Origin of the sequence: Serratia sp. CY47280 (genome assembly GCF_052168655.1) — a bacterium.
GTDB lineage: Bacteria > Pseudomonadota > Gammaproteobacteria > Enterobacterales > Enterobacteriaceae > Serratia > Serratia bockelmannii.
In genome coordinates this window covers 179535-203197 of sequence record NZ_JBJNMG010000007.1, presented here as the reverse complement: position 1 = coordinate 203197, position 23663 = coordinate 179535, and the positions used below count along the sequence as shown (strand labels likewise).

General features: G+C 61.1%; 22 protein-coding genes and 1 other RNA gene. 14 read left to right on the top strand and 9 right to left on the bottom strand.

Annotated elements, in window-relative coordinates:
• Positions 1 to 81 precede the first annotated feature (81 nt).
• The 6 genes from ACJ8J4_RS21745 (at position 82) to ACJ8J4_RS21720 (ending at position 3360) form a co-directional block, all read left to right on the top strand.
• A complete protein-coding gene (locus ACJ8J4_RS21745; protein ID WP_025304353.1) occupies positions 82 to 453 on the top strand; it encodes a DUF1090 domain-containing protein in 372 nt (123 codons plus the stop codon).
• Positions 454 to 617: 164 nt separating this feature from the next.
• Positions 618 to 923: a DUF883 family protein gene (locus ACJ8J4_RS21740; RefSeq protein WP_004937125.1), complete on the top strand. Its 306-nt coding sequence runs from the start codon at positions 618 to 620 to the stop codon at positions 921 to 923.
• 2 nt (positions 924 to 925) lie between these two features.
• A complete protein-coding gene (locus ACJ8J4_RS21735; RefSeq protein WP_015379160.1) occupies positions 926 to 1327 on the top strand; it encodes a phage holin family protein in 402 nt (133 codons plus the stop codon).
• The gene (locus ACJ8J4_RS21730) at positions 1324 to 1611 is read left to right on the top strand and encodes a YqjK-like family protein (protein ID WP_004937121.1); all 288 of its coding nucleotides are present in this window, start codon (positions 1324 to 1326) and stop codon (positions 1609 to 1611) included. The genes ACJ8J4_RS21735 and ACJ8J4_RS21730 overlap by 4 nt, the downstream gene beginning before the upstream one ends.
• Positions 1612 to 1906: 295 nt before the next feature.
• On the top strand, positions 1907 to 2302 hold the full coding sequence (locus tag ACJ8J4_RS21725) for a DoxX family protein (RefSeq protein ID WP_004937119.1): 396 nt from the start codon (positions 1907 to 1909) through the stop codon (positions 2300 to 2302).
• A 71-nt stretch (positions 2303 to 2373) separates the two neighbouring features.
• Entirely contained in the window at positions 2374 to 3360 is a 987-nt protein-coding gene (locus tag ACJ8J4_RS21720) for a glutathione S-transferase family protein (protein WP_049208330.1), read from the top strand.
• A 50-nt stretch (positions 3361 to 3410) separates the two neighbouring features.
• On the opposite strand, the gene ACJ8J4_RS21715 is transcribed toward ACJ8J4_RS21720, so the two are convergent.
• The gene (locus ACJ8J4_RS21715; RefSeq protein WP_025304355.1) at positions 3411 to 4307 is read right to left on the bottom strand and encodes a LysR family transcriptional regulator; all 897 of its coding nucleotides are present in this window, start codon (positions 4305 to 4307) and stop codon (positions 3411 to 3413) included.
• A gap of 107 nt (positions 4308 to 4414) precedes the next feature.
• On the opposite strand from ACJ8J4_RS21715, the gene ACJ8J4_RS21710 reads away from it, so the two are divergent.
• Entirely contained in the window at positions 4415 to 5116 is a 702-nt protein-coding gene (locus ACJ8J4_RS21710; protein WP_049204376.1) for a pirin family protein, read from the top strand.
• 58 nt (positions 5117 to 5174) lie between these two features.
• Here the strand turns inward: ACJ8J4_RS21710 and rnpB are convergent.
• Together rnpB and rsmI are read right to left on the bottom strand one after the other, a co-directional pair.
• An RNA gene (rnpB, locus tag ACJ8J4_RS21705) (RNase P RNA component class A) lies at positions 5175 to 5552 on the bottom strand.
• A 41-nt stretch (positions 5553 to 5593) separates the two neighbouring features.
• Complete coding sequence (gene rsmI, locus ACJ8J4_RS21700) at positions 5594 to 6457, bottom strand: 16S rRNA (cytidine(1402)-2'-O)-methyltransferase (RefSeq protein WP_264383752.1); 864 nt, start codon at positions 6455 to 6457, stop codon at positions 5594 to 5596.
• A 62-nt stretch (positions 6458 to 6519) separates the two neighbouring features.
• On the opposite strand from rsmI, the gene ACJ8J4_RS21695 reads away from it, so the two are divergent.
• From ACJ8J4_RS21695 to dolP, 4 genes are read left to right on the top strand one after another with little or no spacing between them, the layout of a single operon-like run.
• On the top strand, positions 6520 to 8559 hold the full coding sequence (locus ACJ8J4_RS21695; protein WP_043141990.1) for a penicillin-binding protein activator: 2040 nt from the start codon (positions 6520 to 6522) through the stop codon (positions 8557 to 8559).
• On the top strand, positions 8556 to 8909 hold the full coding sequence (locus ACJ8J4_RS21690; protein WP_015379164.1) for a YraN family protein: 354 nt from the start codon (positions 8556 to 8558) through the stop codon (positions 8907 to 8909). Before ACJ8J4_RS21695 ends, ACJ8J4_RS21690 begins: the two co-directional genes overlap by 4 nt.
• A 51-nt stretch (positions 8910 to 8960) precedes the next feature.
• On the top strand, positions 8961 to 9551 hold the full coding sequence (gene diaA / locus ACJ8J4_RS21685; protein ID WP_004937103.1) for a DnaA initiator-associating protein DiaA: 591 nt from the start codon (positions 8961 to 8963) through the stop codon (positions 9549 to 9551).
• 9 nt (positions 9552 to 9560) lie between these two features.
• Positions 9561 to 10136, top strand: coding sequence for a division/outer membrane stress-associated lipid-binding lipoprotein (gene dolP / locus ACJ8J4_RS21680; protein ID WP_197836058.1), 576 nt, complete (start codon positions 9561 to 9563; stop codon positions 10134 to 10136).
• Positions 10137 to 10175: 39 nt separating this feature from the next.
• Here the strand turns inward: dolP and mtgA are convergent, their stop codons facing one another.
• The 4 genes from mtgA to ACJ8J4_RS21660 form a co-directional block, all read right to left on the bottom strand.
• Positions 10176 to 10907, bottom strand: a complete 732-nt coding sequence (gene mtgA / locus ACJ8J4_RS21675) for a monofunctional biosynthetic peptidoglycan transglycosylase (protein WP_025304358.1) — start codon at positions 10905 to 10907, stop codon at positions 10176 to 10178.
• Positions 10904 to 11557 carry an isoprenoid biosynthesis glyoxalase ElbB gene (gene elbB / locus ACJ8J4_RS21670; protein ID WP_193402403.1) on the bottom strand — a complete coding sequence of 218 codons (654 nt, stop codon included), beginning with the start codon at positions 11555 to 11557 and terminating at the stop codon, positions 10904 to 10906. The genes mtgA and elbB overlap by 4 nt, the downstream gene beginning before the upstream one ends.
• Positions 11558 to 11794: 237 nt before the next feature.
• The gene (gene arcB, locus ACJ8J4_RS21665) at positions 11795 to 14134 is read right to left on the bottom strand and encodes an aerobic respiration two-component sensor histidine kinase ArcB (protein ID WP_025304360.1); all 2340 of its coding nucleotides are present in this window, start codon (positions 14132 to 14134) and stop codon (positions 11795 to 11797) included.
• Positions 14135 to 14226: 92 nt separating this feature from the next.
• Entirely contained in the window at positions 14227 to 15165 is a 939-nt protein-coding gene (locus ACJ8J4_RS21660; RefSeq protein ID WP_060434639.1) for a TIGR01212 family radical SAM protein, read from the bottom strand.
• 691 nt (positions 15166 to 15856) lie between these two features.
• Here ACJ8J4_RS21660 and gltB point away from each other — a divergent pair.
• The 3 genes from gltB to ACJ8J4_RS21645 all read left to right on the top strand — a co-directional run bounded on the left by gltB (position 15857) and on the right by ACJ8J4_RS21645 (position 22394).
• Entirely contained in the window at positions 15857 to 20317 is a 4461-nt protein-coding gene (gene gltB / locus ACJ8J4_RS21655; protein WP_025304362.1) for a glutamate synthase large subunit, read from the top strand.
• 14 nt (positions 20318 to 20331) lie between these two features.
• Positions 20332 to 21750 carry a glutamate synthase small subunit gene (locus tag ACJ8J4_RS21650; protein WP_043141970.1) on the top strand — a complete coding sequence of 473 codons (1419 nt, stop codon included), beginning with the start codon at positions 20332 to 20334 and terminating at the stop codon, positions 21748 to 21750.
• A 164-nt stretch (positions 21751 to 21914) separates the two neighbouring features.
• On the top strand, positions 21915 to 22394 hold the full coding sequence (locus tag ACJ8J4_RS21645; RefSeq protein WP_025304364.1) for a hypothetical protein: 480 nt from the start codon (positions 21915 to 21917) through the stop codon (positions 22392 to 22394).
• A 62-nt stretch (positions 22395 to 22456) separates the two neighbouring features.
• Here ACJ8J4_RS21645 and sspB read toward each other — a convergent pair whose 3' ends face one another.
• Together sspB and sspA are read right to left on the bottom strand one after the other, a co-directional pair.
• Positions 22457 to 22957 carry a ClpXP protease specificity-enhancing factor gene (gene sspB, locus ACJ8J4_RS21640; RefSeq protein WP_025304365.1) on the bottom strand — a complete coding sequence of 167 codons (501 nt, stop codon included), beginning with the start codon at positions 22955 to 22957 and terminating at the stop codon, positions 22457 to 22459.
• A 5-nt stretch (positions 22958 to 22962) separates the two neighbouring features.
• Positions 22963 to 23604 carry a stringent starvation protein SspA gene (gene sspA / locus ACJ8J4_RS21635; RefSeq protein WP_025304366.1) on the bottom strand — a complete coding sequence of 214 codons (642 nt, stop codon included), beginning with the start codon at positions 23602 to 23604 and terminating at the stop codon, positions 22963 to 22965.
• Positions 23605 to 23663: the final 59 nt, after the last annotated feature.

The following is a 23663-nucleotide window of genomic DNA, read 5'->3' as shown; positions in this document are numbered from 1 at the left end:
ACGCCCTCCTCTCGCGCTGCCACCTTCGGCAGCCAGGAAAGCGGGTGCCTGTTCAGGTACCCCATGAAAAGGAACTGAAAGATGAAATTACGCCACTCCCTGTTACTGCTGTTGCCTCTCTGCACGCTGCCGGCCCTCGCTGCGGCCGCTGAGGGCGGTTGTGCCGCCAAAGCGCAAAACATCCAACAGCAAATCGACTACGCCACCCAGCACGGTAACACCCACCGCGTGGACGGGCTAAAAAAAGCGCTGAGCGAAGTGCAGACTCACTGCACCGAAGCCGGCCTGCAGGCCGAACGCCAAAAAAACATCGCAGAGAAACAGCGCAAGGTCGACGAGCGCCGGCAGGAACTGAAAGAAACGCAGCAAACCGGCAAGCTGGACAAGGTCGCCAAGAAGCAGCAAAAGCTGGCGGAAGCGCAGGCTGAGTTGAAACGCGCCCAGGCGGAATAATTTTTTCACACCAGCGGATTTATCGATGAGAGCCCCATCACACGGGATTTCTTAAGCATATGAAATTGATGTCTGGTGTTATCTGCTGGCCATCACCCCTTTGCTCCGGCGAAAAAATCCGCTATGTTAAAAGTCTGTCGAAATAAACGTTAAGGAATAATCACATGGCACATGATTCAAATGCAGAAAACTTACGCGCTGAACTGAAGTCCTTAGCCGATACGCTGGAGGAAGTGCTGAACTCCTCCACCGACAAGCCGAAAGCCGAGCTGGAGAAGCTGCGCTCGAAAGCGGAAGGCGCGCTGAAAGAGACCCGCGCTCGCCTGAGCGACGCCGGTGACAAGCTGGCTTCGCAAACCAAGCAGATCGCCGGCCAGGCCGACGACTACGTGCGCGACAACCCGTGGACCGGCATCGGTATCGGCGCGGCGGTCGGCGTCGTGTTGGGCGTGCTGCTCGCGCGTCGTTAATCATGGCTGAACAACCGCAAGTGCGCGCGCAGGGCCCCGCTAAAGGGGTCCTGGATATCGGTCAGCGCATCATCACGATCCTGGTCGGCATGGTGGAAACCCGCGTCCGGCTGGCAGTGGTCGAGCTGGAAGAGGAGAAAGCCAACCTCATTCAGCTGCTGATCATGGCCGGCATGACGCTGCTGTTCACCGCCTTCGGTTTGATGAGCCTGCTGATCCTGATCTTCTGGGCCATCGATCCGGTCTACCGGCTGGTGGCGCTGGGCGCGACAACCGGCGTGCTGCTGTTCCTCGCCGTGGTCGGCACCATCTGGACGCTGGTCAAGGCCCGTCGCACCACGCTGCTCGGTGCCACGCGCAAACAGCTGGAACTCGACCGCGCCGAACTGGAGCGCGAGCCATGAGCCGCCGCCGCTATCTGGAATGGAAAAAAGAGAGGCTGATTCGGCAGATCCAGCAACAGCGTCTGGATCTGGCCGAACACAAGTCTCTGTGGCTGGAAAAGACCGAACGCATCGACCGCGGCTGGCAAACGGTGTTTGGCCTGCGCCGCTATCTGGTGCTCGGTTCCAGCGTCATGGCGCTGTACGGCATCCGCCATCCCAGCAAGATGATCCGCTGGTCGCGTCGCGCTTTCGGCGCATGGAGCGCTATCCGTCTGTTTAAAAAGACGTTTTCCGCCAAGTAAGCCGCTTAGTCTTTCCTTCAAACCTCCTGTTGCTCTGCCCGCATTTTCTCCCTTGATACAACGCGTCCAACCCCGGGGCCGGGCAACCTGCTGATCGGCGGCATTTTATTAGCACGCTAAAGATTCAGATTTTTTGAAAAATTACGACAGTTTTACTTGCTAACAACCTGAGCACTTCCCGCTTAACATTCACTCCATCAATACGATACGGAGCGGACAGGGTCAGAGACCCGCTACGCCGCCCGTTGATATGACTACCGCCGAACAGGCGCACAAAAACACTTTGGAGTAGATGATGAAAAAATTAGAAGATACAGGTTTGTTGGTTGCTCGTATTCTGATGCCAATCCTGTTTATCGTGGCAGGCTACGGCAAAATGGGTGACGCATATGCCGGTACCCAACAGTACATGCAATCGATGGGCGTGCCTGGCTTCTTGCTGCCGCTGACCATCCTGCTGGAATTTGGCGGCGGTCTGGCGATCCTGTTCGGTTTCCTGACCCGCACCGTGGCGCTGTTCACTGCCGGTTTCACCATCCTGACCGCGCTGCTGTTCCACACTGACTTTGCGGAAGGCGTAAACCAGCTGATGTTCATGAAAAACCTGACCATCGCCGGCGGCTTCATCGTGTTGGCGGTCGCAGGCCCGGGCGGCTTCAGCATCGACCGTCTTCTGAACAAGAAATGGTAATCTAAACTGTCATTCAGGGCCCGGCATGCCGGGCTCTGTCGTTTTTTAACTCGGACACCAAGGAGATTCCCATGGGACAACTCGTCGATGGCGTTTGGCAAGACATCTGGTATGACACCAAATCTACCGGCGGCCGTTTCAAACGTTCAACCGCTCAGTTTCGCAATTGGGTGACCGCCGACGGTCAGCCGGGCGAACACGGCGTGGGCGGCTTCCAGGCCGAAGCGGGCCGTTATCACCTTTATGTTTCTCTCGCCTGCCCTTGGGCGCATCGCACGCTGCTGATGCGCAAACTGAAAGGGCTGGAGCAGATCATTCCGGTCTCGGTGGTGCACCCGCTGATGCTGGAAAACGGCTGGACCTTCGGCCAGGATTTTCCGGAAACCACCGGCGATCCGCTGTATCACGCCGACTTCCTGTACCAGATCTACCTGCGGGCCGATCCGCACTACAGCGGGCGCGTGACCGTGCCGGTGCTGTGGGATAAACAGCGGCAAACCATCGTCAGCAACGAATCCGCCGACATCATCCGCATGTTCAACAGCGCATTTGACGGCGTCGGCGCTCGGGCAGGCGACTACTACCCGACCGCGCTGCGCGGCAAGATCGATGAGCTGAACGGTTGGATTTACGATCAAGTGAACAACGGCGTGTACAAAGCCGGTTTTGCCACCAGCCAGGAAGCCTATGACGAAGCGGTCAACGGGGTATTCAACGCGCTGGAGCGCCTGGAGCAGATCCTGGGGCAGCATCGCTACCTGACCGGCGATCGGCTGACCGAAGCCGACCTGCGTCTGTGGACCACGCTGGTGCGTTTCGATCCGGTGTACGTCACCCACTTCAAGTGCGATAAACACCGCATCAGCGACTACCTCAACCTGTACGGCTTCCTGCGCGACATCTACCAGATGCCGGGCATCGACGAGACGGTCAGCCTGCCGCACATTCGCAACCACTACTACCGCAGCCACGCCACCATCAACCCGCACGGCATCATTTCCATCGGGCCGGCGCAGGATCTGGACGAGCCGCACGGCCGCGACCAGCGCTTCGGTTAAGGCGAAAAAAATCCCCTTGCCGCCCGGCAAGGGGATGTCATCCAACCGACTTAACGCTGCGCGAACAGGCGCGGAATTTCGCGCAGGAACCAGGCTTTCGCCTCCCCCATGCTGTCGCGCCGCCAGGCCATGATGATATCGGCTTCGCGGCTGTATTCCGGCCCCACCACGCGCAGCCGCCCGGCCTCGATATCTTTCTCCACCATCGGATACGGCATGGTCGCCACCCCCAACCCGGCCAGCAGCGCCAGACGTTTATCTTCAATGGTGCTCACCGTCAGACGCTGTTGCTTGTCCAGCAGCTGTACGGTCAACACCGGGCGCTCACGAGCGGTATCCGCCACCGCGATGCCGCGGTATTTCACGCGGGTCACTTCGGAAAGCGGCTCCGGCTCCAGGTGGATAGGATGATCCGGCGCGGCGACATAAACGCTCATCACCTTATACAGTTTGCGGGTGTTGATCTCCGACGACGCGCGAAAATGCATGTCCGGCGCGATCACGATGTCGGCGCGCCCCTGCTCCAGCCGCTCCCAGGCGCCCGCCAGCACCTCGGTGAAAATCGACACCTGGGTGTTGGCCTTCAGCGCCAGCTTGTCCACCAGCGGGAACAGCAGGCTCGGCGGCGACAGCGCTTCGCTGACGATGGTCAGGTGAGTTTCCCAACCGCGCGCCAGCGCCTCGGCGTCGGTGGTCAGCTTGTCGGCCGCTTCCAGCAGCACCCGCCCGCGTTCCAGCAACATGCGCCCCACGTTGGTGAACTTGGTGCGGTGGCCCGAACGGTCGAACAGCACCACGTCCAATTCTTCTTCCAATTTTTGCATGGTGTAGCTGAGTGCCGACGGCACCCGGCCCAATTCGTCGGCGGCCGCGGCGAAACTGCCGCGCCGGTCGATTGCATCCATCACCCTTAGTGCCTCAAGCGTGAGCGCCCGATCTCTGGCCATCGCATCCCTCTGTCAGGAAATTTGAATATGCCGACCAGATTAACTGGCTAACAATCCGACGTCCAGATGCTTACCATTTGGATAATGAATTTAGAGAGCCGATTGCCATGATTACATGCAGAACAGCACAACAATGCGGGCAAGCTGACTTTGGTTGGCTGCAGGCTCGCTACACCTTTTCCTTTGGTCATTACTTCGATCCCAAACTGATGGGCTACGCGTCGCTGCGCGTGCTGAATCAGGAGGTGCTGGCGCCGGGCGCGTCGTTCCAGCCGCGCACCTATCCCAGCGTCGATATCCTGAACCTGATCCTGCAGGGCGAGGCGGAATACCGCGACAGCGACGGCAACACCGCACGCGCCAAAGCCGGCGAAGCGCTGCTGTTGGCCACCCAGCCAAGCCTGAGCTACAGCGAACAGAACGTCAGCAGCGATACGCCACTGACTCGTCTGCAGCTGTGGCTGGATGCCTGCCCGGAACGCAACAACGAGCGGGTGCAGCGTTTGACGCTGCCGGCGGCAGGCAACCTGCTGCTGGCCTCGCCTGACGGCGCGCAGGGCAGCCTGCAGCTGCGCCAGCAGGTCTGGATCCATCATCTCGATCTGCAGCCGGGCGAAGAACACACGCTGACGATTAATGGGCCGCGCGCTTATCTGCAGTCGATACACGGTACCATCGCCGCCACCGGCGAGCGCCACGAGGAACAGCGCCTGACCTGCGGCGACGGTGCCTTCGTGCGCGAGGAGAACCGCCTGACGATCCGCGCCGAGACGCCGCTGCGCGCGCTGTTGATTGACCTGCCGGTGTAAGGCCGGCCGGAAAACGAAAAACCCCGCGCAACGCCAGTTGCGCGGGGTTTTCTTTTGTCGAGGGAGTTGACCGGTAAGCCGGGTTCTGTCGTGGACAGTCATTCCTCTAGGCCAGCAATCGCTCACTGGCTCAAGCAGCCTACCCGGGTTCAGTACGGGCCGTACCATGTGAACCCCTATTTGGCCTTGCTCCGGGTGGAGTTTACCGTGCCACGAACTGTTGCCAGCCGCGCGGTGCGCTCTTACCGCACCCTTTCACCCTTACCTGATCCCGCTTGCGCGGGCCATCGGCGGTTTGCTCTCTGTTGCACTAGTCGTAGGCTTGCGCCTCCCAGGCGTTACCTGGCACCCTGCCCTATGGAGCCCGGACTTTCCTCCCCTCCATCTGTCTCCCCGAAGAGGACGGCAATGAAGCGGCGACTGTCTGGTCAACTCCGGCGCGGATAGTAGCGTTGCGGCGGCGGCAGGTCAACCGCTTTACGGCTGTTGTTGCTCCAGCGCGTGCTTATACAACGCATTTTTCTTCACGCCGTGGATTTCCGCCGCCAGCGCCGCCGCCTTTTTCAACGGCAGCTCTTTTTGCAGCAGCGCCAGCGTGCGCAGCGCCTCGAGCGGCAACGCATCCTCCTGCGCTTTGTGGCCTTCGACGATCAGCACCATCTCACCGCGGCGGCGCACTTCATCTTCCTGCACCCACGCCAGCAGCTCGCCCACCGGCGCGCCGTGGATAGATTCCCAGGTTTTGGTCAGCTCGCGCGCCAGCACGACATAACGCTGCGGGCCCCAAACGGTGACCATGTCCTGCAGACTTTCCAGCAGACGGTGAGTGGATTCGTAGAAAATCAGCGTGCGCGGTTCCTCCGCCAGCGCCATCAGCGTATCCTTGCGCCCCTTGGTTTTCGCCGGCAGGAAGCCTTCGTAGCAGAAGCGGTCGGAAGCGACACCCGCAGCGCACAGCGCGGTGGTGGCGGCGCAGGCGCCCGGCAGCGGCACCACGCGAATGCCGGCCTCGCGGCAGCGGCGCACCAGGTGATAACCGGGATCGTTGATCAGCGGCGTGCCGGCGTCGGACACCAGCGCGATGCTCTGGCCTTCCTGCAGTTTCGCCAGCAGCTGATCGGCCTTTTGCTGTTCGTTGTGGTCATGCAGCGCGAACAGACGCGCGTTGATCGCGAAGTGTTGCAGCAGCAATCCGGTATGGCGCGTGTCTTCCGCCGCGATCAGATCAACGCTTTTCAGTACATCTAACGCACGGTGAGTGATATCGCCCAGATTGCCGATGGGGGTGGGCACCACATACAGCGTTGATGCAGAAATGACTGATTGTTGGTGTTGATTCATTGTTTCATCCGGGTTGCCGATTTAATATTGAGCATCTTGAAAAAAACATCACTGGATACAGTATGCTTTCCTCAACATTCGTTCGTACCAAAGCAGGGCGTTCCAAGCCTGTCCGACTTACCGCAGTCATCGCGGCCGCCCTTTTCCTGGCAGGCTGTCCAAGTCGGGCCCCGCAAACGCCGCCCGCCAATATACAGGACGAAGCGAGCGCCAGCTCCGATTACTACCTGCAGCAGTTGCAGCAAAGCAGCGATGATAACAAGGCTGACTGGCAATTACTTGCTATTCGCGCCTTGCTGCGCGAAGGAAAACTGCCGCAGGCCGGCGACCAGTTGAATCAGCTGCCGAAAAACCTCAGCGGCGCACAGCAGACTGAGCGCCAGTTGCTGACCGCCGAACTGCAGATCGCCAACAAGAGCTACGTCAGCGCCCGCAGCACGCTGGGCCACCTGGACAGCGGTGCGCTGTCGCCGAATCAGAAGGTGCGCTACTACCAGGCGCAGATCGCCGCCAATCAAGGCAAAGCGTCGCTGCCATTGATCCGCGCCTATATCGCTCAGGAGCCGTTGCTGACCGGCAAACCGCACCAGGACAATCTGGATCAAACCTGGCAGGCCCTGCTGCAGCTGACGCCGCAGGAGATGAACAGCCTGGTGATCAACGCCGACGAGAACGTGCTGCAAGGCTGGCTGGATCTGCTGCGCGTCTATCAGGACAACAAGCAGGATCCCGATCTGCTGAAGGCCGGCATCAAAGATTGGCAGAACCGTTATCCGAAGAACCCGGCAGCCAAAACGCTGCCGGCTCGCCTGAACCAGGTGCTGAACTTCACTCAGGCCTCCACCTCGAAAATCGCCCTGCTGCTGCCGTTGAACGGCCAGGCGAAAGTGTTCGCCGACGCCATCCAGCAAGGCTTCGAAGCGGCGAAAAACGGCGGTTCCATGCCGGCGCCGCAACCTCAAGCCGCGCAACCTGCCAGCGCACCGGCCCAAACGGCGCCGGCCGATCAGGCCGCAGCGGGTGACATCAACGCCAACGGCGCCGTCAGCCCTTCGGCGCAAGAGAGCCAGCCGGCCGTGACCGCCGCGCAACCCGCTGCACCGTCCAGCGCGCCGATAACGCCGCTGCAGGCCGCTAATGCGCAGGTCAAAGTGTACGACACCACCAGCCAGCCGCTGGCCGCCTTGCTGAGCCAGGCGCAGCAGGATGGCGCTACTCTGGTGGTCGGGCCGCTGCTCAAAGAGAACGTCGATCAGCTGTCCGCCAGCACCACCACGCTGAACGTGCTGGCGCTCAACCAGCCGGAAACGCCGAAGGACAACCTGAACATCTGTTACTTCGCCCTGTCGCCGGAAGATGAAGCGCGCGACGCCGCCCGCCACATCTGGGAACAGCAGAAGCGTCAACCGCTGCTGCTGGTGCCGCGCGGCGCCTTCGGCGATCGCGTCGCCAAGGCCTTTAACCAGGAATGGCAGAAGCAAGGCGGGCAAACCGTGCTGCGTCAGGACATCGGCTCTGCCGGCGAGCTGCGCCAGATGGTGAACAGCGGCGGCATCCGCATGACCGGCACGCCGATGTCGAGCGCCCCGGCGCCGCAGAGCGTCACCATCGCCGGGCTGACCATTCCTGCGCCGCCGAGCGACGTGCCCGCCGCCACCGGCGGCAGCGTCGACGCGGTGTATATCGTCGCTACCCAGTCCCAACTGACGCTGATCAAACCGATGATCGACATGGCCACCAGCTCGCGCGGCAAACCGGCGATGTACGCCAGCTCGCGCAGCTACCAGGCCGGCGCCGGCCCGGACTTCCGTCTGGAAATGGAAGGCCTGCAGTTCAGCGATATCCCGCTGCTGGCCGGCTCAAACCCTCAGCTGCTGCAGCAGGCCAGCGCGCGCTTCCGCAACGATTACTCGCTGGTGCGCCTGTATGCAATGGGGATGGATGCCTGGACATTGGCCAACCACTTTGCTGAAATGCGCCAGCTGCCGGGTTTCCAGGTTTCCGGCACCACCGGTACGCTGAGCGCATCGCCGAACTGCGTGATCAACCGCAAGCTGCCTTGGCTGCAATACCGTCAGGGTACGGTCGTTCCGGTCTCTTGAACCCACGCGCCTCCGGGGCGGGCTACGAGTTACTGGCCCGCCGTCACCTGGAACACGCCGGGCTCACCTTCTGCGCCGCCAACGTCGCGGTGCGCGGCGGTGAGCTCGACCTCATCATGCGCGACGGCACTACCTGGGTATTCGTCGAAGTGCGCTACCGCCGCAACGACGCCTTCGGCGGCGCGGCCGCCAGCGTCACCTTTCGCAAACAACAGCGGTTGCTGCACGCCGCCGCCGTCTGGCTGGCGGGGCGCGGAGCCAGTTTTGACACATCATCTTGCCGTTTTGATGTTTTGGCCATTACCGGTAGCCAGTTAGAATGGATACCCAACGCCTTCAATGCGGATTAATTGGGGTTTTGCGGCGCAGACCGGCCCTTTGACTTAGTGGATTAATACAACGTGCTGGATAGAATTAAAGTCTGTTTTACCGAAAGCATCCAAACCCAGATCGCGGCGGCGGAAGCACTGCCGGACGCCATTTCCCGCGCTGCGATGACGCTGGTTCAATCCTTACTCAACGGCAACAAAATCCTGTGCTGCGGCAACGGCACCTCGGCGGCCAACGCGCAGCACTTCGCCGCCAGCATGATCAACCGTTTTGAAACCGAGCGCCCCAGCCTGCCAGCCATCGCCCTCAACGCCGACAACGTGGTGCTGACGGCGATCAGCAACGATCGGTTGCACGACGAAGTGTACGCCAAGCAGGTGCGCGCACTTGGGCACACCGGTGACGTGCTGCTAGCGATTTCCACCCGCGGCAACAGCCGTGATATTGTGAAAGCGGTCGAGGCGGCCGTGACCCGCGATATGACCATCGTCGCGCTCACCGGCTACGACGGTGGCGAACTGGCCGGGTTGCTCGGCCAGCAGGATGTCGAGATCCGCATCCCGTCGCACCGCAGCTCGCGCATTCAGGAAATGCATATGCTGACCGTAAACTGCCTGTGCGACCTGATAGACAATACGTTATTCCCCCACCAGGACGATTAAGGAACTGAGATGAAGCTAAAAGCCACATTTGCAGTGCTGTCCAGCGCCCTGCTGTTGCAAGGCTGTATCGCCGGCGTCGTCGTCGGCAGTGCGGCCGTCGCGACCAAAACCGCCACCGACCCGCGCAGCGTCGGGACCCAGGTGGATGACGGCACGCTGGAAGCCAGGGTCGAAAGCGCCCTGAGCAAAGACCAGCAGTTGAAGAAAGATGCCCGGGTGGTCGCCACCGCCTATCAGGGCAAGGTGCTGTTGAGCGGCCAGTCGCCTAACGCCGATCTCACCGCGCGCGCCAAGCAGATCGCCATGGGCGTGGAAGGCACGACCGAAGTGTATAACGAGATCCGTCAGGGCACGCCGGTCAGCCTGAGCACCGCGTCCTCCGACACCTGGATCACCACCAAGGTGCGTTCGCAGCTGCTCACCAGCGATACGGTGAAATCGTCCAACGTGAAGGTTACTACCGAAAACGGCGAAGTGTTCTTGCTGGGCCTGGTCACGCAGCAGGAAGGGCAGTCAGCGGCGCAGATTGCTAGCCAGGTCAGCGGCGTGAAGCACGTCACTACCGCCTTTACCTATGTGAAATAAGCCGCTTGGCGGGAGCGGCACCGTGCCGCTCCCGCCCGTTTAATCCAGCTTGTTCTCGCGTAAAAACGCTTCCCCGCCCAGTTGCCGCATTTGGCGCATAATCCATTGTTGACGCTGCACCACATAGCCGGACGGCGCATCGGCCCTGAAGCGGTGCGGATTCGGCAATACCGCCGCCAGCAGCGCCGCTTCGGCCGCGCTCAGACGTTTGGCCGGCTTATGGAAAAAGCGCTGTGAAGCCTCTTCCACGCCGAACACCCCGTCGCCGAACTCGACGATGTTCAGATACACCGTCAGAATACGTCGCTTGGTCCACACCAGCTCGATGCCCGACGTCAGCCCGGCCTCCAGCCCTTTGCGCAGCCAGCTGCGGCCATCCCACAGAAACAGGTTTTTAGCGGTCTGCTGCGACAGCGTGGATGCGCCGCGGATGCGCGTCGGGCGTTTCTCGTTGTGGCTGAGCGCCTTTTCAATGGCCGCCACATCGAAGCCCCAATGGTCTGGAAACTTCTGATCCTCCGCCGCCATCACCGCCAGCGCCATTTGCGGCGAGATATCGTCCATCGACACCCAGTCCGAATGGGCGACGTAGCCGAAGTCGCCGCTCAGCCAGGCGCTGACTTGCCTCTCCACCATCACGGCGGAAAACGGCACCGGCAGGAAGGCAAAGAGCACAATGCCCAACACCCACAGGCCGATAATCGCGATGACGCCGCGCTTCAGCCAATACCACGGGCGCAGCCGCCGCCATCCGCCGAGCGATTTTCTCATTCAGACAGTTCCAGCACCCGCGCCACCAGCTTATCGATGCCGAGGGCCGCCTGCGCGATCGACGGCGCCAGCATATAGGCTGGCGTAGTCACGATCTTGTGCTCGCTGTCCACCACGATGTCGTCCACCGGACAAATCACCGGCTCGCCGCCCATGGCGTCAATCACTTCCCCCAGGTCCGGATCGTTGCCAATGGTGAGCCGCGCTTGTTGATCCAGCAGTTTCGGCAACAGCGCCGGCGCGATGCACATCAGGCCAATTGGTTTGTTGGCCTTATGCATCTCGCGCGTCAGACGCGCCAAATCTTCATCGACCCAACATTCCACGCCGGCTTCGGCGAAATTGCTGAGATTCTTGGCGGCGCCAAAGCCACCGGGCACGATCAGCGCATCCAGCTGGGCGGCTTCCGCCAGCGCCAGCGGCTGCACTGCCCCGCGGGCAATGCGCGCCGATTCAATCAGGACATTGCGCGACTCCGCCATCTCCTCACCCGATAAGTGATTAATAACATGGCATTGTGGTTTATCAGGCGCAAAGCACACCGCCTGGGCGCCGGCACGGTCCAACGCCAGCAGCGTCAGCACCGCTTCATGGATCTCCGTACCGTCATAAACGCCGCTGCCGCTGAGGACTACACCCACCTTTTTCATCACTCTTACTCCTGTCGCTGCTGTCAACTGGTTCGTGCTCTGAGTTGACAAACACTAATCTACATCACACATTTTAATGAATCTTCTAACAAGAGCGCTTACATTTGCTATGTTGTTGGCTGTATGATGTTTAGGAATTCGCAACAACCTGCTCGACCAGAACACTGAAACCAATACGCAGGTTCACAATTTCCCTGGTGTTGGCGCAATATTCGCGCACCCCGGCTTAGGTCGGGGTCATTTTTTTTCAGCGTTCTCAACCCAAGCCCGCAGTACCTGCACATCGTTGCGCCACTCTTGTTTCAACTCATCCACCCAATCCTGCACGTTATCCCACCAGGCCGGCAGCGTCGGCGTTTGAATCTGCTGCGCCAGCTGCTGCAGATGGCGCAGACCGACCGAACCGGCGGCGCCCTTGATCTTGTGCCCTTCCTCGGTGATGCCTTTCTGATCGCGCGCCGTCATATTGGAGTCCAGCACCGCCAGGTAGCCCGGCATCATCTGTTCGAACATCTCCAGGCTTTGGTGGATCAGCTGCGGGCCAACCAGATCCATGTACTGTTCCAGCATCGCGGTATCGAGTAACGACTCATTAATCTGCATCGCCTTGTGCTCCGTTTTCTTTGAAGTGTGAGAAGGTTGATGATCCCAATAGTGTTTGATGACCTGGGTCAGCGCCGGCACCGACAACGGCTTGCTCAGCACATCGTCCATGCCCGCCTCGAGATACTCTTTTTTGTCTTTCAGCACGTTGGCGGTCAAAGCCACCAGCGGCGGCAGCGCCTGCCCGGCATAGCGTTCGCGCAGCGCCCGGGCGATATCGAGCCCGGTCATGTCCGGCAGTTGGATGTCCAGCAGTACCAGATCGAACTCGTCCGGGTCGAACATCGCCAGCGCATCGTGGCCGTTCATCGCCACATCGACGCTGTTGCCCAATTTCTCCAGCACCGATCGCGCCACGATCACGTTCAGTTCGATATCCTCCACCAGCAGGATGTGCAGCGCCGGCAACGGCAGCTCCTCTTCCTCCGATACCTCGCTGACGGCTTCCTGCACCGCCGGCGCCTGGATGGTCAGAGTGAAGCAAGAACCGTGCCCCTGTTCGCTGCGCACGGTGATGTCACCCCCCATGCTCTGCGCCAGCCGCTTGGAGACCGCCAGCCCGATGCCGGTGCCGGTGGCCGGACGGCCGCCGCGCTGATCTTTCACCTGGTAATACATGGCGAAGATCTTGTCCTGCTCGTCCTGCGGGATGCCCATGCCCGAATCTTCCACCTCGAACACCAGCTTCTCCTGCGCCTCGCGCCGCACGCGCACCACGATTTTCCCCTGCTGGGTAAATTTCACCGCGTTGCCGATCAGGTTCCACAGAATCTGCCGCAGGCGCGTGCCGTCGGTCACGATCTGCTGCGGCAGCGGCGTCTGCGGATCCATGATGAACTGCAGCCCTTTCGGCTGCGCCAGCAGGCCGGAGAGGTTCTCCAGATCTGCCAGGAAACCGGTGAAGTCCACCGGCTGGTTGTCGAGCTGCACCTTGCGCCGCTCGAGCTTATCCATTTCGATAATGTCGTTGAAGATATTGCCGAGGGTGATGGCGCTGACGTGGATGGTCTTCAGGTATTTCAGTTGCTCGTCATTCAGCTCGGTATCGAGCAGGATGCGGCTCAGGCCGACGATGCCGTTAAGCGGCGTACGCAGCTCGTGGCTGATGGTGGAGATAAAGGTGGTCTTCTCCCTGCTGGCGTTCTCTAGCGCGTCCTGGTAGCGCTTACGCTCGGTAATATCGCGGCCGAAGCCCATCAGCCCGTGGCGTTTGCCCACCCGGTCGTAAAACGGGACCTTGCGCAGCTCGAAACAGGCCTTGCGGCCGTCGGGATACACCAGCCACTGTTCGTAGGTCAGCGAGACGTTGTGGCGGAACACCTTCTCGTCGGTCTCAATGACCTTTTCGGCGATCTCCTGGCCGTAGACGTCGAACGGCGTCAGGCCGATCAGCTGCTTCTCGCTTTTGCCGGTCAGCAGCTCCATCGCGCGGTTGCAGCCGGAGAACTCTTTGTCTTCGTTGCGGTAGTAGACCAGATCCGGCGAGGCATCGAGGAAGGAACGCAACAGCGCCGATTGCTGGCCCAGCTCAATCTGCGCCAGCTCGCGCTGTTCCATCTCTTCGGTCAGCTTTTCCATCACCTGCAGGCGCTCTTCTTCCGCCTTGATACGGTCGGCAATCTCCTGATTCAGCTGGCTGATATTGTCTTTGAGCTGCTGATTGAGCTCCAGATCGCGGTGGCGCATCTCTTCGAGCTTGTCCACCAGCCGCGCCAGCCGTTGGCGCGACTCTTCCAACTGTTCCACCACCACCGAGAGAAAATAGACCGCCCACGGGGTGATCAACAGGCCGAAGAAGATCGAACGCACCACGTCGATGCTTTCCACTTCGCCGCGCAGCAGCATGGTCACCGCCATCTGCACCACCATCGCCAGCACCACCAGCGCCGAGGCCAGCAGCAGCGAGAAGCGTACCAACCCCAGTTTCACCATTAAATCAACGTAGTACTGGGCCAACACCCGGATTTGCTTCATAGCGGCTCCCATCAGACACAATCTTTTGAATCATACCGTAAAACCGCGGTGAGATAAGGCGGCAAACGCCGAAGTGTGGCAAAGATTGCACTTCAGAGCGGCATTCCAGGGCGGTAGCGCCACTTTTCATCCAGCGCGCTGCCCTGCCCACCGCGCTGTTGCAGATAAGCACCGACCGCCTGCATGCCACTCCAGCGGTTTTCGCACCACAGCGGCGCCAGCAGCGTCGGCCGACGGGCGCTGGCGGAAAGACGGTGATACACCACCTCGCCCGGCGTGTGGCGGATCATCTCCCCGGCGCTGACGGCGTAGTCCTCCAACGCCAGTTCGGACAAGCGCCCGGCGCGCCACGCGCGGGCCAGGGTACTGCCGGTCACGACGTGCAGCGGATGCAGTTTGATGCCATCCACGCCAGTCTCCACCACCCGCTGCAGCGTGAGCAGATGATCGCGCTGAGTTTCTCCCGGCAGCCCGACGATCAGATGGCAGCACACCTTCAGCCCGCGCTGCCGGGCCAGCCGCGCCGTCTGCTGATAACAGCGAAAATCATGGCCGCGATTGATGCGCTTCAGCGTTTTATCGTGCGCCGTCTGCAGCCCCAGCTCCAGCCACACTTCATAGCCTTGCTCGCGGTATCCCGCCAGCAGATCCAGCGCGGCGGGCGGCACGCAGTCCGGCCGGGTGCCGACGCACAGGCCGACCATGGCGCTCTGCGCCAACGCCTGCCGATACATCGACGCCAGCCGTTCGATCTGCGCATAGGTGCTGGTATAGGCCTGGAAATAGGCCAGATAGCGCCGCGCCCGATCGACCCGCGCGGCCTGTTGCGCCAGCTGTTCGTCGATGCTCTGGCGCTGCATCGCTTCATCGGCGAACGAGGCGACATTGCAGAACGTACAGCCGCCGCGCCCCAACGTGCCGTCGCGGTTAGGGCAGCTGAATCCGCCGTGCAGCGTGAGTTTATGGATCTTTTCGCCATAGCGGCGCTGGAGATCTGCGCCAAACATATTGACTAATTGCGGCAACTGCATAATCTTGGTGATTCTCTGTGTTCAAAGCCGCGATGCTAATAAGAAACGGCTTTTCCCGCGATGACAGAGATCAACGCTTTCCCCGCAAGGCGCCACCAGGCATAACTATTCATCATAAACGCAAATCAATTCACTATAATTCTGATGAATTATTCTAATCGTCACGCAACCGTTAACGGCAATATGACAACACGGTGAAAAATAGTCATAAACATCAGCCAAGCAATATCTTATAGAATAAAATTCTGGCATTAACCCCCGCACTAGCATGGTGCAGAGATTAAGGGGTTGCACTATAGTGAGACAGCTCACACTTCTGCGGGGATCGGTGTTGCCCCACGACAGTGCAAAAATGCATTAAATTACTTATTTATCAAATAAATAAACATCATTAATTCGATAAGAATCTATCTTAAGCCCACATTTGACCTGCGAATTCTTTCTCGCTAAGTTGGAAGTCCGCTGGAAGCTTTCTGGACGGGCAAACGTCTCGTCATATTTATGCAGTAATTGAAGACTCCCTCTTAAAACAAGTCCTATACCACTTGTGAGACCGTCACGAGAGGCCATTGATGGAGGGCGGAAAAGCAGATTGGCGGGGTTAACTTGCTGATTGGACTTCTGCCTGAAATTGGGAAGCCCCCTCGCAGTAGGTTGTGAGAGTCACGCAGAGCCTGGGGAGGTTCACGATATGTTGTACGATAAATCCCAAGAGAGGGACAACTGTGGTTTCGGCCTGATCGCCCACATAGAAGGCGAACCTAGCCACAAGGTGGTGCGCACCGCCATTCACGCGCTGGCCCGCATGCAGCACCGCGGCGCGATCCTGGCCGACGGCAAGACCGGCGACGGCTGCGGCCTGTTGCTGCAAAAACCCGATCGCTTCTTCCGCATGGTGGCGGAAGAGCGCGGCTGGCGTTTGGCCAAGAACTACGCCGTCGGCATGATGTTCCTCAGCCAGAATGAAGAGGAAGCGCGCCTCAGCCGCCGCATCGTGGAAGAAGAGCTGCAAAACGAAACGCTGTCGATCGTCGGCTGGCGCGAAGTGCCGACCAACCCGGACGTGCTGGGTGAAATCGCCCTCTCCTCCCTGCCGCGCATCGAGCAAATCTTCGTTAACGCCCCGGCCGGCTGGCGCCCGCGCGATATGGAGCGCCGCCTGTTCGTGGCGCGTCGCCGCATCGAGAAACGCGTGCAGGACGACAGTTTCTACGTCTGCAGCTTCTCTAACCTGGTGACGATCTATAAAGGCCTGTGCATGCCTGCGGATCTGCCGCGCTTCTATCTCGATCTGGCGGACCTGCGCCTGGAGTCGGCCATATGCCTGTTCCACCAGCGCTTCTCCACCAACACCGTGCCGCGCTGGCCGCTGGCGCAGCCGTTCCGCTACCTGGCGCACAACGGCGAAATCAATACCATCACCGGCAACCGCCAATGGGCGCGTGCCCGTACCTACAAATTCCAAACGCCGCTGATCCCGGATCTGCAAGCCGCCGCGCCGTTCGTCAACGAAACCGGCTCCGACTCCAGTTCGCTGGACAACATGCTGGAGCTGCTGCTGGCGGGCGGGATGGATCTCATCCGCGCCATGCGCCTGCTGGTGCCGCCGGCCTGGCAGAACAACCCGGACATGGACGGCGATCTGCGCGCCTTCTTCGACTTCAACTCGATGCACATGGAGCCGTGGGACGGCCCGGCCGGCATCGTGATGTCCGACGGCCGCTACGCCGCCTGTAACCTCGATCGCAACGGCCTGCGCCCGGCGCGCTACGTGATCACCAAAGACAAGCTGATCACCTGCGCCTCCGAAGTCGGCATCTGGGATTACCAGCCGGATGAAGTGGTGGAAAAAGGCCGCGTTGGCCCCGGCGAGCTGATGGTGATCGACACCCGCAGCGGCCGCATCCTGCACTCAGCGGAAACCGACAACGATCTGAAAAGCCGCCACCCGTATAAAGAGTGGATGGAGAAAAACGTCAAACGCCTGGTGCCGTTCGAAGATCTGCCGGACGATCAGGTCGGCAGCCGCGAGCTCGACGACGCGCAGCTCGAAACCTACCAGAAACAGTTCGGCTACAGCAGCGAAGAGCTGGATCAGGTGATCCGCGTGCTGGGCGAGATTGGCCAGGAAGCCACCGGTTCGATGGGCGACGATACCCCGTTCGCCGTGCTCTCCAGCCGGCCGCGCATCGTTTACGACTACTTCCGCCAGCAGTTCGCGCAGGTCACCAACCCGCCGATCGATCCGCTGCGCGAAGCGCACGTCATGTCGCTGGCCACCAGCATCGGGCGTGAAATGAACGTGTTCTGCGAAGCCGAAGGCCAGGCGCACCGCCTGAGCTTCAAATCGCCGATCCTGCTGTACTCCGATTTCAAACAGCTCACCACGCTGGAAGGCGAATACTATCGCGCCGAGACGCTCGATCTGACCTTCGATCCGCAGCAGCAGGATCTGGAGCAGACCATTCGCGCCCTGTGCGACGAAGCGGAACGCAAGGTGCGCGAAGGCGCAGTTCTGTTGGTGCTGTCCGACCGCGCCATCGCGCCCGGCCGCCTGCCGGTACCGGCTCCGATGGCTGTGGGCGCCGTGCAAACCCGCCTGGTGGAGAAGAGCCTGCGCTGCGACGCCAACCTGATCGTTGAAACCGCCAGCGCCCGCGATCCGCACCACTTCGCCGTGCTGCTCGGCTTCGGCGCGACCGCCATCTACCCGTACCTGGCCTATGAAACCCTGGCCAAGCTGGTGGACAGCCAGGCGATCGACAAGAAATACCGCGACGTGATGCTGAACTACCGCAACGGCATCAACAAAGGCCTGTACAAGATCATGTCCAAGATGGGCATCTCGACCATCGCCTCTTATCGCTGCTCCAAGCTGTTCGAAGCGGTCGGCCTGCACCGCGATCTGGCGGATCTGTGCTTCCAGGGCGTGGTCAGCCGCATCGGCGGTGCCAGCTTCAGCGACTTCCAGCAGGATCTGCAGAACCTCTCCAAGCGCGCCTGGCTGAAACGCAAACCGCTGGAGCAAGGCGGCCTGCTGAAGTTCGTACACGGCGGCGAATACCACGCCTACAACCCGGACGTGGTGAACTCGCTGCAAAAAGCGGTGCACAGCGGCGAGTACAGCGACTACCAGGCCTACGCCAAGCTGGTGAACGAGCGGCCGATCGCCATGCTGCGCGATCTGCTGGCCATCACGCCGAAAGGTGAACCGATCCCGGTCGATCAGGTCGAACCGGCGGAGTCGCTGTTCAAACGCTTCGACACCGCGGCGATGTCGATCGGCGCACTGAGCCCGGAAGCGCACGAGTCGCTGGCGATCGCCATGAACGGTCTCGGCGGCTTCTCCAACTCTGGCGAAGGCGGCGAAGATCCGGCGCGCTACCGCACCAACAAGGTGTCGCGCATCAAACAGGTGGCCTCCGGCCGCTTCGGCGTGACGCCGGCCTACCTGGTGAACGCCGACGTGATCCAAATTAAGGTCGCGCAAGGCGCCAAGCCGGGCGAAGGCGGCCAGCTACCGGGCGACAAAGTCACTCCGTACATCGCCAGATTGCGTTATTCAGTGCCGGGCGTGACGCTGATCTCCCCGCCGCCGCACCACGACATCTACTCGATCGAAGATCTGGCGCAGCTGATCTTCGACCTGAAGCAGGTCAACCCGAAGGCGGTGATTTCGGTGAAACTGGTGTCCGAGCCGGGCGTCGGCACCATCGCCACCGGCGTGGCGAAAGCCTATGCCGATCTGATCACCATCGCCGGTTACGACGGCGGCACCGGCGCCAGCCCGCTGTCCTCGGTGAAATATGCCGGCTGTCCGTGGGAACTGGGCCTGGTGGAAACCCAGCAGGCGCTGGTGGCCAACGGCCTGCGCCACAAGATCCGCCTGCAGGTGGACGGCGGCCTGAAAACCGGCGTGGACATCGTCAAAGCGGCGATCCTGGGCGCGGAAAGCTTCGGCTTCGGCACCGGGCCGATGGTGGCGCTGGGCTGCAAATACCTGCGCATCTGCCACCTCAACAACTGCGCGACCGGCGTCGCGACTCAGGACGACAAGCTGCGCCGCGATCACTACCACGGCCTGCCGGAACGCGTGACGAATTACTTCCAGTTTATCGCGCGTGAAACCCGCGAGATCATGGCCCAACTGGGCGTGAGCCAACTGGTGGATCTGATCGGCCGCACCGAGTTCCTGACCGAGCTGGACGGCATCTCCGCCAAGCAGAACAAGCTGGATCTGTCGCCGCTGCTGAAAACCGCCACGCCGCATCCGGGCAAAGCGGTGTACTGCACCGAAAGCAGCAACCCGGCGTTCGACAAGGGCCTGCTGAACAAAGAGCTGCTGGCGCAGGCGCAGCCGTACATCGAAGCGAAGCAGGGTAAAACCTTCTACTTCGACATTCGCAACACCGACCGCTCCGTGGGCGCCATGCTGTCCGGCGCGATCGCCGACGTGCACGGCGATCAGGGCATGGCGGCCGATCCTATTAAGGCGCACTTCTCCGGCACCGCCGGGCAGAGCTTCGGCGTTTGGAACGCCGGCGGCGTCGAGCTGACCCTGACCGGCGATGCCAACGACTATGTCGGCAAAGGCATGGCCGGCGGCAGCATCGCAGTGCGTCCGCCGATCGGCTCCGCCTTCCGCAGCCATGAAGCCAGTATCGTCGGCAACACCTGCCTGTACGGCGCCACCGGCGGCAAGCTGTTCGCTGCCGGCCGCGCGGGCGAACGCTTCGCGGTGCGCAACTCCGGCGCCATCACCGTGGTGGAAGGCATCGGCGACAACGGCTGCGAATACATGACCGGCGGCATCGTCTGTGTGCTGGGTAAAACCGGCATCAACTTCGGTGCCGGCATGACCGGCGGCTTCGCCTACGTGCTGGACGAAGACGGCGAGTTCCGCAAGCGCGTAAACCCGGAGCTGGTGGAAGTGCTGGATGTCGATCAGCTGGCGATCCATGAGGAGCACCTGCGCGGCCTGATCACCGAACACGTGCAGGCGACCGGCTCTTCCCGCGCGGAAGAGATCCTGGCCAACTGGCCGGAGTGGGCGCCAAAGTTCGCCCTGGTCAAACCGAAGTCTAGCGATGTCAAAGCGCTGTTGGGTCACCGTAGCCGCTCCGCAGCCGAGCTGCGGGTGCAGGCGCAGTAAGAGGTAGGTCATTAATGAGCCAGAACGTTTATCAATTTATCGACCTGCAGCGTGTTGATCCGCCAAAGAAACCGCTGAAGATCCGCAAAATCGAGTTCGTCGAGATCTACGAACCGTTTTCGGAAACCCAGGCCAAGGCCCAGGCGGACCGCTGTCTGTCCTGCGGCAACCCGTATTGCGAGTGGAAGTGCCCGGTGCACAACTACATCCCGAACTGGCTGAAACTGGCCAACGAAGGCCGCATCATGGAAGCGGCGGACCTGGCGCATCAGACCAACAGCCTGCCGGAGGTGTGCGGCCGCGTATGCCCGCAGGATCGCCTGTGCGAAGGGTCTTGCACCCTGAACGACGAGTTCGGCGCGGTCACCATCGGCAATATCGAGCGTTACATCAGCGATAAGGCCATCGAAATGGGCTGGAAGCCGGACATGTCGCACGTGCAGCCGACCGGCAAGCGCGTGGCGATCGTCGGTGCCGGCCCTGCCGGGCTGGCCTGCGCCGACGTGCTGACCCGCAACGGCGTCAAAGCGGTGGTGTATGACCGTCATCCTGAGATCGGCGGCCTGCTGACCTTCGGTATCCCGGCCTTCAAGCTGGAAAAGGAAGTGATGGTCAAACGCCGCGGCATCTTCAGCGAGATGGGCATCGAGTTCCAGCTGAACACCGAAGTGGGCAAAGACATCAGCATGGAGACCTTGCTGAGCGAGTACGATGCGGTGTTCCTCGGCGTCGGTACCTATCAGTCGATGCGCGGCGGCCTGGAGAATGAGGAAGCGCAGGGCGTGTACGACGCGCTGCCGTTCCTGATCGCCAACACCAAGCAGCTGATGGGCTATGAAACCGAGCAGCACGAGCCTTACGTCAGCATGGAAGGCAAGCGGGTAGTGGTGCTGGGCGGCGGCGATACCGCCATGGACTGTGTGCGTACCTCGGTGCGTCAGGGCGCGACGCAGGTCGTCTGCGCCTACCGCCGCGACGAGGCCAACATGCCGGGCTCCAAGCGCGAAGTGAAGAACGCGCGGGAAGAAGGGGTGGACTTCCAGTTCAACCTGCAGCCGCTGAGCATCGAACTGAACAGCGCCGGCCGCGTGGCCGGGGTGAAAATGGTGCGCACTCAGCTGGGCGCACCGGATGCCAACGGCCGTCAGGCGGCGGAGCAGGTACCGGGTTCCGAACACGTTATCGACGCCGACGCGGTGGTGATGGCGTTCGGCTTCCGCCCACACCGTATGGACTGGCTGGCGGCGCACGACGTGCAGCTCGATAAACAGGGCCGCATCGTGGCGCCGGAAGGCAGCGACAACGCATTCCAGACCAGCAACCCGAAAATCTTCGCCGGTGGCGACGCGGTCCGCGGCTCCGACCTGGTGGTGACGGCGATCGCCGAAGGCCGCAAAGCGGCAGACGGCATCATGAACTACCTGGAAGTGTAAACCTTCCGTACCGCCAAAGGCCCGGCACGTTGCCGGGCCTTTGTTTTAACCGGCCACGCTTTGTAACAACCGCCCCTCTCCTCACTGCCTCAACGCGCTATAGTATTGAGTTAGCACCATTGCAGGGCGCGGCTGCGCCTGACACCGAGATAAGGATAGCGAACATGAAATGCTCCATTTCCCTGTTGGCCGGCGCGCTGCTGGCCGTCAGTTTCAGCGCCTCAGCCCTGGCGCTGGATTCGCAGGAGGTCGGTTACAATATCGAAGCGCGCGGCGCGCGGCCGGTCGTGGCGCAGTTGGGCAAGGCCGGGCAGTTCAGCGCCGTGGAAAACAGCATCCGGTTGGGGGACGACAACTGGATTGCTCTGGCGCCCAAGCTGGCCGGCGGCGGCAATGCCGGATTTACCGCCGGCATTAAATCTGCCCTCTCCGCGGCCCTGATCTACAACCCGGCGGCGGTATTGCAGGCGCTCAACAAAGGCAACGATCTGCCGCTCAATGACATCTGCACCGCGCCACCGGAAGTGCAAGGCGACACCGCCATCACCAGCTTCCGTGAGCGTGCAGCCCACGCGCTGTCCACCGTGCGCGTAGGCGATCTCAGCGCGCCGCGCGATGCCTGCATTGCCGCCTTGAAAGGCTGATCCGCTTCGTCCGGGCAAAAAAAAGCACCCCACGGGGTGCTTTTTCGTTTGTTCACGCGGGCTTATTTCACCACACGCAGCGCCGGTCGGCCACCGCGTGGCGGCTGCGGCGGTTCGTCGTCCGGGCCGTCATCTTCCGCGGTATCCGGGCGATCGCCGTCGATCACTGACATCAGGGTTTCCGACGGGATCGTCTCATTGTCCAGACCTTCGAACACGCCTTCGCTCTCGTCGTAGGCGGCTTCCGGTTCGAACATCGTGCCGGCGCCGTTTTCACGCGCATAAATCGCCAGTACGGCTGCCATCGGCACCGAAACCTGACGCGGCACGCCGCCGAAACGTGCGTTAAACTGCACGTCTTCGTTGCCCAACGCCAGGTTGCCTACCGCGCGCGGCGCGATATTCAACACGATCTGGCCATCACGCGCGAACTCCATCGGCACCTGAACATCCGGGCGAGTCACGTCGACCACCAGGTGCGGCGTCAGCTGGTTATCCAGCAGCCAGTCGTAGAACGCCCGCAGCAGATACGGGCGACGCGGCGTCATCTGAGACATGTCCATCGCGCTTAGCCCCGGGTTTGCAGGCGCATTTCACGCTCGGCTTCGGTCAGGGAAGCCAGGAAAGCGTCGCGTTCGAAGACGCGGGTCATGTAGCCTTTCAGCTCTTTAGAGCCGGCGCCGCTCAATTCGATGCCCAGCTGCGGCAGACGCCACAACAGCGGTGCCAGGTAGCAATCCACCAGGCTGAACTCTTCGCTCATGAAATACGGCGTCTGGCCGAAGATAGGCGCGATCGCCAACAGCTCTTCACGCAGCTGACGACGGGCGGATTCCGCTTCCTGACCGCTGCTCTTCTCGATCTTGTCCATCAGCGAGTACCAGTTCTTCTCGATGCGCAGCATCATCAGACGGCTCTCACCACGGGCAACCGGGTAAACCGGCATCAGCGGCGGGTGCGGGAAGCGCTCATCCAGATATTCCATGATGATGCGGGATTCATACAGGGTCAGTTCGCGATCGACCAGCGTAGGCACCGTCTGGTAAGGGTTGAGGTCAATCAGATCTTGCGGCAGGTTATCCATTTCGACCTGCTCGATCTCGACGCTGACACCTTTCTCCGCCAGTACGATACGTACTTGATGGCTAAAAATGTCGGTCGGGCCAGAGAACAGCGTCATTACCGAACGTTTGTTGGCAGCGACAGCCATGAAAACCTCCAAGTTATCTAGAAAATACTGCGAATAGCCAACTGACAGGCTGCTATCCT